This is a genomic window from Massilia sp. CT11-108, assembly GCF_047302915.1.
Taxonomy (GTDB): domain Bacteria; phylum Pseudomonadota; class Gammaproteobacteria; order Burkholderiales; family Burkholderiaceae_D; genus Telluria; species Telluria orientalis.
Window position 1 is genome coordinate 1 of record NZ_JBKYMO010000226.1, and the last position, 9,128, is coordinate 9,128.

The following is a 9,128-nucleotide window of genomic DNA, read 5'->3' on the forward strand; positions in this document are numbered from 1 at the left end:
GGCCAGGACGGCGTTCGACCGCACGCACCTGGGCAGCAAGGGCGCCGCATATTTCGCGCGGATGGTCGAGCGGGAGCTGACGAACGCCTTACCCGACCTGGCGGCGGAGTTTCCGCCGCGCTGACTCAGCGCGCGACCTGCAGCGTGCCGTCCACCATGCGCGCGAGGCCCAGCGGGTTCTCGTCGCGCAGCGCTTCCGGCAGCAGTTCCGCCGGCACGTCCTGGTAGCACACCGGACGCAGGAAACGTTCGATGGCCGTCGCGCCCACCGACGTGGTGCGGCTGTCCGACGTGGCCGGGAACGGGCCGCCGTGCACCATCGAGTGGCTCACTTCGACGCCGGTCGGGAAGCCGTTGAACAGGATGCGGCCGGCCTTGCGCTCCAGCGTCGGCATCAGCTTCGCGGCCAGGTCGCGGTCCGCGGCCGTCGCGTGGATCGTGGCCGTCAGCTGGCCTTCCACGTGGCGCGTCACTTCCAGCAGCTCGGCGTCGTCCTTGCACACGACGATCAGCGAGCTCGGTCCGAAGATCTCTTCTTCCAGCGCGCTGTTCGACAGGAAGGTCGCGGCGTCCGCCTGGTACAGCGCAGCCTGCGCGGCGCAGCCGCAGCCGTCCGAGCTGCCCTGGGCGATGAGTTCCACGCCTGCGAGACCGGAGCGGCGCGCGATCGCGTCGACGTACGCCTGGTGGATGCCCGCGGTGAGCATCGTGCCGGCGCCCTTGGCCGCCAGCGCTTCGGTGACGGCCGTGCGGAACACGTCCAGGTCCGGGCCGGCGAGGGCGATCACGAGGCCCGGGTTCGTGCAGAACTGGCCCGTGCCCATCGTGAGCGAATCGACGAAGCCTTGCGCCAGCCTGGCGCCGCCCGCGGCCAGTGCGCCCGGCAGCAGGTAGAACGGATTGATGCTGCTCATCTCGGCGTAGACCTGGATCGGTTCCTTGCGGGCCTGCGCCGCATTGACGAGCGCGAGGCCGCCATTGCGCGAGCCGGTGAAGCCGACGGCCTTGATCACGGGGTGCTGGACCAGCGCGAGGCCGATCTCGAAGCCCGTACCGATCAGCATGGAGAAGGTCCCTTCCGGCATGCCGGAGTCTTCGACGGCCTGGCGGATCGCCTTGCCGACCAGTTCCGACGTGCCCAGGTGCGCGTTGTGCGCCTTCACGACGACGGGGCAGCCGGCCGCCAGCGCCGATGCGGTATCGCCGCCGGCGACGGAGAACGCGAGCGGGAAGTTCGATGCGCCAAACACGCCAACGGGGCCGAGGCCGATCTTGCGCATGCGCAGGTCGGGGCGCGGCGGCGTGCGCTGGGGCAGGGCGGAGTCCAGCGTCGCTTCGAGGAAGTGGCCGTCGCGGACGACCTTGGCGAACAGGCGCAGCTGGTTGCACGTGCGCGCGCGTTCGCCTTCCAGGCGTGCCGTCGGCAGGCCCGATTCGGCGGAGGCGCGCTCGATCAGGGCCGGGCCCAGGTCCATGATGCGGTCGGCGATGGTTTCCAGGAAGCGGGCGCGCAGTTCCAGCGGCTGGCCGCGGTAGGCGTCGAAGGCCTGTTCCGCGAGCAGGCAGGCGCTGGACAGGTCGTCCATGCTGGCGGCGCCGAATTCCGGCTCCATCTCGGCGCGCGTGGACGGGTTGTAGGCGCGCAGCGTGCCGGCGCTGCCGCGCACGGCCTGGCGGCCGATGATCATTTCGCCTTGGATGTTCATGTGGGCTCCTTGTTAAAAAAAAAGCGCCGCCGCGACCCGTGAAGGCCGCGGCGGCGGTGGGCAGGAATCGATCAGCGATTGTATCGAATCATGCGGATTCCCGTTGGATCAGAACGAGTACTGGGCCAGCAGCGTGTAACGCGGACCGCTCATGAAGACCTGGCGCGTGAAGTTGCCCGCGTGCTGCTCCATGATCTGGCGCGTGTACGAGTTGGTCAGGTTCGTCGCTTCCAGGCCGACGCGGAACTTGTCCGTGAAGTCGTAGAAGATCGAACCGTCCAGCTGGCCGTACGGTGCCTGGTACAACGGCAGGCCGAACGCCTGGTCGTTGTTCGTCGTCGGGATCAGGTACTTCGCCGGATCCGCCGCCGGGTTCGTGTTCAGGCCGTTGTTGCCGCGGCTGCCCCACTGGTTCACGCCCAGCAGGTAACGCGAACGCCAGTTGTAGGCGAGGCGCATCGACAGGCCGTGCTGCTCGTACATGACCGCGAAGTTGATCGTGTGACGCGACAGGCCCTGCAGCGGGGTCTTGCCGAACGCACGACCGTCGGTATCGCAACCGTTGATCGACAGGTTGTAGTTCGACGACGCGTCGTTACCCGAGCACCAGGCGTTGAACACCGGCTTGTTCAGGGTGCGCTCGCTCGACACGTAGGTCCAGCTGGCCTGCGTACCGATGCCCTTCAGCCAGTCGGGCACGAAGTCGTAGTACTGCTGGTGCGCGATCTCGAAGCCGCGGGCGTAGCCCTTGGCGCCGTTGACGGGACCCGTGACCACGAACGTTTGCGGCTTGCCGTTGACGTCAGTCGCCTTGTACGCGTAGTCCTGGGTGATGATGATGTCCTTCAGGTCCTTGTTGAAGGCCGAGAAGGTCAGCGAACCGGCTTTCGCGAAGTACCATTCCGCGGTCAGGTCGACGTTGGTCGACGTGGTCGGCTTCAGCATCGCGTTGCCGTCGCTGGTACCGGTCAGCGTCGTGCCGTTGAAGATGACATTCGTCGTATTGCCGGATGCATCGCGGATCGTCGTCTGGTTCGGCGCCGAGTTCAGCGTGGTCTGCACCTGCAGCTGGTTGAAGTCCGGACGCGCCATCGCCTTGGCCACGGCGAAGCGGAACTGCAGCTCGTCGCTGTACTTCAGGCGCAGGTTCAGGCTCGGCAGCCAGTTGTGGTACGAGTTGTTGTACGACTGGGCTTCCGCGAACGGCTTGATGTAGATGAGCGTGTCCACGCCGGTGACGGGAGCGTCGGTCGGGATGGTGACGCCGGCCGGGCTGTAGGCGACGTAGCCGCTGCCGGCGCCGGTCGTCTTCACGTAGCGGATGCCGATGTTACCGTCGATCGGGTACTTCAGGTCGTCGAAGCCGAAGCGCAGCTGCGTGTAGGCGGCGCGCGTCTTCTCGCTCTGCGTGTTGGTCGCGGCCGGGTCGTTGAAGGTCGCAGCCTTCCACGGGTCGCAGGTCGAACCCTGTTCCTTGCACAGCACGTCGTGATAGGCGTGGATCTTGGACCATTCGTCCGGGAAGCCGCGCACCACCGACTCGTTGGCGAACAGCATCGGCGGAATGTTGTACTTGCCGTCGAAGAAGTTGTCGATCTTCTGCAGCGACGAGCCGCCCGCGAAGCGCGGGTCACCCAGGCGGGCGACGTGGGGGATCTGCCAGCCTTCCATCCACGGGAACGTGATGGCCTGCCAGTTGTAGAACTTCTGGGCCTTGTGGTTTTCGCCGTCGCGGTTGGCCATGCGGAAGCCGAAGCGGACGTCGCGCAGCACCGGGTGGTCGAACGCATACTTGAAGTCCGTCTTCCACGCCTTCTGGGTGGCCGTGGCGTGATCCAGCGCTTCCTGGGTGTAGGCCCAGTAGTAGTTGTTCGGATCGGCCATGTAGGCCGGCGAACCCAGCGTGATCTGCGGGACGTTGCCGCGCATGTCCATCTGCTGGTTCGGCATGATGAAGCCGGTCGACACGTCGGCGTCGAAGCCTTCGGTCGTCGAATGGACGTGCTGGAAGTCGTTGGTCCAGGTCAGGTCCGGCGTCACGCGCCATTGCAGGTTCAGCGACGTGTCGCGGGTGCTCGATTCACGCGTGTTGATGCGCTGCGAGCTGTTGAACGGCGAGCCGCCATAGGTCGGGTTCGAGATCGTACCGCTCTGGAACACGCCGTTACTGTCGAAGACGGAATCCTGGCTCGCGACCTGCTGGTACCACTTGTCCTCGGACGACGTGACGACGTGCTCGTCCAGGTCTTCCTTGTACTTCGTCTTGAAGTAGGTCAGGGCGGCCGTGAAGTCGCGGTTCGGACGCCACTGGAAGGCGGCGTAGTCGCCGCGGCGGGTACGCTCGAAGTCCTGCGAGCGGTAACCGACGCCCAGCGGGATCCACTGGGTCTTGGAACGGTCGTACTTGGCCGGGTCGGTCGAGTTCACGTGCGGGAAATACGGGTCGACGCCGACGCCGTCCGAACGGGTCGGGCTCTTCGCGTGCGCGAAGTCGACCAGGGCGCCGAATTCGCCGAACGTGTCCGACTTCCAGCGGTTCGACAGCAGGATGGTGCCGGTCGGGGACGGCGCGCCCTTGCGCAGCGTCGAATACGATTCCGACACGCCCACGGTGCCCTTGAAGCCCTTGTAGTCGAACGGCATGGCCGTACGCAGGTTCACGAGGCCCGCGACGGCGCCTTCGACCTGTTCCGCGGACGGGTTCTTGTAGACGTCGACGCCGGCCATCAGCTCCGGTGCCACGTCGGCGAAGCCGAGCGAGCGGCCGCCGCCGGCCGAGAACGCGTCGCGGCCGTTGACTTCCGAACGCACGTACGTCAGGCCGCGGACGGAGACGCCCGAGCCTTCGACGGACTGGCGGTTCGGGTCGCCGGCCATGTTGCGGTCGATGGTGACGCCGGCGATACGCTGCAGCACCTCGGTGACCGAACGGTCCGGCAGCTTGCCGATGTCTTCGGCGACGATCGAATCGACGACTTCGTCCGCATTCTTCTTGAGTTGTTGCGCCGACTGCAGAGCCGCGCGCTGGCCGCTGATGTGGACCACGGTAGGGGCTGGGTTGGCCGTGGTGTCGGCGCTGGTCTGTGCCCATGCTGCGGCGCTGGAAAGGACGGCTACGTGCGCAACCGCTGCCGCAATCGCGGTCTTCTGGAAATTCCTCATTGTCTCCCCCCGATGATCAGGTTGTGTTGTTATGGAAAGCTCTAGCAAAGCCAGTGCGGATGTGATGCTTAACACTGGTTGTTATACGCTACCATAAAATTTTTATTGTTTGCTACTCAGTTGTCAGTTTTGTGACAACGCAACGTGTCTTTTTGCCGACAGCTAGAGCAAACAAACCGTTGCCAGGACCGCGCCGCCGTGCACAGGCAAGCCGGGAGAGCGCTTGGCCGATAGCGAACACGGTCCTGTGTTCAGAGTGAAAACCGCCTTGGAACGGGCGTTCACGTGCGAGCGTGTCACGCCTGACCCCGGCAGTAAGGTCACAACATCGATGTTATACGCAATCGATTTCATAACTGCCAAAAAAATCTTTTCGTGCGTGTGAGAAATACAACATCTGTGTCTTGGCAGCGCTACCTTTTCACAACGTCTCGTAGTGTTGCGGGGGTTAGCAGCTAAACATGCTAAACAAGCCACGTAACGGTATATTGACGTGTTAGCGCGAACATTTTTGCCTTGCGCATCTAACATCCCTTGGCTTAGGATACCGGTCATTAGCGCCATAAAAACAATTCCGGAGACACATGCGTAAATCACTCGCCCGCCAGACCGCCGCCGCGCTGGCCTTCCTTGCTGTCGCCGGCAATGCCATGCTGGCGCCCATCCCCGCGCAGGCCGCGGGCCACTACAAGCATTTCAAGACGGCGATCTACATCCCGGTGAACGTCACGCGAAGCCTCGTCGACCCGCAGGTCTTCGAGCACCAGTTCGCGCGTGCCATGAGCCAGGTCCCGTTCGACAAGGTCTACATCGAGGGCTACCGCGACAACCACTTCGCCAGCGACGCCGAGATCGAGGCCGTGAAGCGCCAGTTCCAGGCGAAGGGCATCGAGGTGGCGGGCGGCGTCACGCTGGCCGCGGGCGGATTCAACGGCCAGTTCATGACCTTCGATTACGAGTCGCCCAAGGACCGCGACACGTGCAAGCGCGCGATGGCACTGATGGCGCGCCATTTCGACCACGTGATCCTGGACGACTTCACGTTCTACACGTCGAAGTCGGACGCCGACATCAGGGCGAAGGGCAAGCGCACATGGACGGACTACCGCCTCGCCACCATGCGCAAGGTATCGAAGGACCTGATCATCGACCCGGCGCGGGCCGTCAACAGGAACGTCAACATCGTCATCAAGTATCCGAACTGGTACGAGCATTTCGAAGGCCTGGGCTTCGACCTCGCGCAGCAGCCCGAGATGTTCGACGGGATCTACGCGGGCACGGAGACGCGCGACCCGGTCATCACCGACCAGCTGCTGCAGCAATACGAGTCGTACAACATCATCCGCTACTACGAGACCCTCCGTAAGGACGGCAAGAATGGCGGCGGCTGGGTCGACACGTATTCGATCCGCTACGTCGACCGCTATGCGGAACAGCTGTGGGACACGATGCTCGCGAAGGCGCCCGAGATCACGCTGTTCAACTGGCACCCGGCCGCGCAGGACACGCCGGCCGAAGCGGGCGAGCGTCCGTGGGCCGGGCAGGACACCTCGTTCAATTGGGACCGCATCGTGGCCGACTGGAAGGCCGCGAACCCGGACGCGAAAGCGCCGCCGGGCTGGGGCCTCGCCGCCGGCGCCGCGCTGAAACAGATCGACGCGGTGCTGGACCAGCTGGGCAAGCCCACCGGCATCCCGACCTATCGCCCGGCCAACTCGTCGTCGGCGGAAGACTTCCTGCCCAACTACCTGGGTAATGTCGGCATCCCGATCGCCCTGACCGCGCGCTTCCCGCAGGATGCGCAGACGATCCTGCTCACGCAGGCATCGGCGGCCGATCCGGACATCCTCGACAAGGTGAAACGCCAGCTGGAAGCGGGGAAGGCGGTGTTCGTGACGTCCGGCTTCGTCAAGGCGACGCAGGATCCGAAGCGCAAGGACCGCGGCTTCCAGGACCTCGTCGAAGTCTACGCGACGGGGAACCAGGTGCTGCTGAACGACTACTACAACGGCTATGGCGCGGGCAACGGCGAATCGCTGCGCGACGATCCGAAGGTGGCGCCGCGCGACGTGCTGTTCCCGGAGCTGCACTACTTCACGAACGACGCGTGGCCGATCATCCGCGGCGTCGCGGGCGCGCGCGGCTTCCCCGTGCTGCTGATGAACCGGTATTCGAAGGGCGTTCTCTACATCCTGTCCATTCCCAGCAATATCGGCGACCTGTATAGTATGCCGCCAGGCGTGATGAACAGCGTGAAGACCTACCTGATGGCCGACGCGCCCGTCCGCATCGACGCACCGGCCGGCGTGAGCCTGTTCACTTACGATAACGGCGCCTACGTCATCCAGTCGTTCCGCGATACGCCGACGACGGTGAAGGTCGTGAAGCACGCGGTGGACGGCAAGGCGCGTCCGGCGGCCGAGACGGTGCCGGGCGCGACCCGCGACTCGGTGAGCGAGGTGGTGATTCCGCCCCACAGCTTCCGCGTCTACAAGGGCTAAACAGGTGTATGTACGCATGATGGAGACGCTGTAATGAAGTCGATGAAGCTGGCCCCAGCGGTGGCCCTTGCTCTGGCGTTGCTGGCGGGCCGCGTGACGGCACAACAGCAGGAGCCGTACGTGTGGGACAGCGTGGCGATCGGCGGCGGCGGCTTCGTCACGGCCGTGGTGCCCAGCCGCGCCGCACCGGGTGTTGCATATGCGCGTACCGACGTGGGCGGCGCCTACCGCTGGGATCCGCGCGAACGCCGCTGGACGGCGCTGCTCGACTGGGTGGCGGAAGACCAGACCGGGTACCTCGGCATCGACGCGTTGGCCATCGACCCGCGCGACGCCGACAACATCTGGCTCCTTGCCGGCATCGCCTACCTGAACGGCGGCCGCACCGCGATCCTGCATTCGACGGATGCGGGCAAGACCTTCTCCATCGTCGACGTCTCCAGCCAGTTCAAGACGCACGGGAACGGCATGGGCCGCCAGGATGGCGAGCGCCTCGCCGTCGATCCGGGCAACAGCAAATTGCTCTACGTCGGCACGCGCCGCGACGGCCTGTTCAAGAGTGTCGACGCGGGCCGCACGTGGGCGCGCGTGACGGCGCTGCCGGTGACGTCCACGCCGAACGACGTGGGCCTGACCGTCGTCGTGCCGGACCCCGCCAGCGTGAAGGAGGGCCAGGCGCGCCGCGTGTTCGTCGGCGTGTCGCGCTTCGGCGCCGTCGGCCCGAACCTGTACCGCAGCGACGACGCCGGCACGACGTTCGAACCCGTGGCCGGCGCGCCGGTGGACCTGATGCCCCAGCGCGCGATCCTCGACGGGGCAGGGAACCTCATCGTCACGTTCGCGAACGGCGCCGGCCCGCACCCGGACCGCACCGGGCGCGAGCCGATGGACCGCGGGCAGGTGTGGAAGTACGCGATCGCGAGCGGCGCCTGGACGAACATCACGCCCGCCGGCTGGACGCGGCCGTTCGCCGGCATCAGCGTCGATCCGAAGAATCCGCAGCGCCTCGTCGCGTCGACCATCAACACGTTCCTGCCGCAGGGCGACGCGAAGGGCGACCGCATCTTCCTGTCGAACGACGGCGGCGCCTCGTGGACCGACGTGATCGGCCGCGGTTTCGTGCGCGACGCGGCCGGCGTACCCTGGCTGAAAGGCCACTCCATCCACTGGGCCGGCTCCGTCGAGTTCGACCCGGCCGACACGCACGCCGTCTGGGTCACGTCCGGCAACGGCGTGTTCCGCACCGCGAACATCGATGCGTCGCCCACGACGTGGACGTTCACGGTCGACGGCCTGGAAGAGACGGTCCCGCTGGGCTTCGTCAGCATTCCCGGCGGCCCGCTCGTTTCCGCCATCGGCGACATCGACGGCTACCTGCACGACGATCCGTCGCGCCACGGCCGCATCCACGATCCGCAGATCGGCACGACGACGGGCCTGGCCTACGCCCCCAGGGATCCGAGGACGATGGTGCGCGTGGGGGACAGCATGCTCGTCACGCACGACGGCGGCGCCACGTGGACGAAGACCGCGGCCATCAAGGGCAGGCGCGGACAGGTCGCCATCTCGGCCGACGGCGCCGTGATCCTGCATGCGCCCGAAAAGGCGAAGGAGGTCTGGCGCTCGGGCGATGGCGGCACGACGTGGACTGCCGTCGCGGGCCTCGCGAAGGCCAACCTGCGGCCGGTGGAGACGCTCGACGACGGTTTTAATTACATCGCGGTCCTGCAAGATACGGAGGCGGTACGTAGCCTGACAC

4 protein-coding genes are annotated in these 9,128 nt (G+C 65.8%); 2 read left to right on the plus strand and 2 right to left on the minus strand.

The window, feature by feature from the left end:
• Positions 1 to 125: 125 nt before the first annotated feature.
• Entirely contained in the window at positions 126 to 1,706 is a 1,581-nt protein-coding gene (locus ACEN88_RS17940) for an aldehyde dehydrogenase (NADP(+)) (RefSeq protein ID WP_413341690.1), read from the minus strand.
• A gap of 108 nt (positions 1,707 to 1,814) precedes the next feature.
• The gene (locus ACEN88_RS17945; protein ID WP_413341692.1) at positions 1,815 to 4,751 is read right to left on the minus strand and encodes a TonB-dependent receptor; all 2,937 of its coding nucleotides are present in this window, start codon (positions 4,749 to 4,751) and stop codon (positions 1,815 to 1,817) included.
• 701 nt (positions 4,752 to 5,452) lie between these two features.
• Here ACEN88_RS17945 and ACEN88_RS17950 point away from each other — a divergent pair.
• Complete coding sequence (locus ACEN88_RS17950) at positions 5,453 to 7,369, plus strand: hypothetical protein (RefSeq protein WP_413341694.1); 1,917 nt, start codon at positions 5,453 to 5,455, stop codon at positions 7,367 to 7,369.
• A gap of 33 nt (positions 7,370 to 7,402) precedes the next feature.
• Positions 7,403 to 9,128: WD40/YVTN/BNR-like repeat-containing protein (locus ACEN88_RS17955; RefSeq protein WP_413341696.1), on the plus strand; the 1,726-nt coding region annotated here is incomplete at its 3' end.

What these genes read in the sequence shown, in the direction of transcription:
- ACEN88_RS17940 (WP_413341690.1), bottom strand. Translation starts at nt 1,706, where the DNA reads ATGAACATCCAAGGCGAAATGATCATCGGCCGCCAGGCCGTGCGCGGC.
- ACEN88_RS17950 (WP_413341694.1), top strand. Translation starts at nt 5,453, where the DNA reads ATGCGTAAATCACTCGCCCGCCAGACCGCCGCCGCGCTGGCCTTCCTT.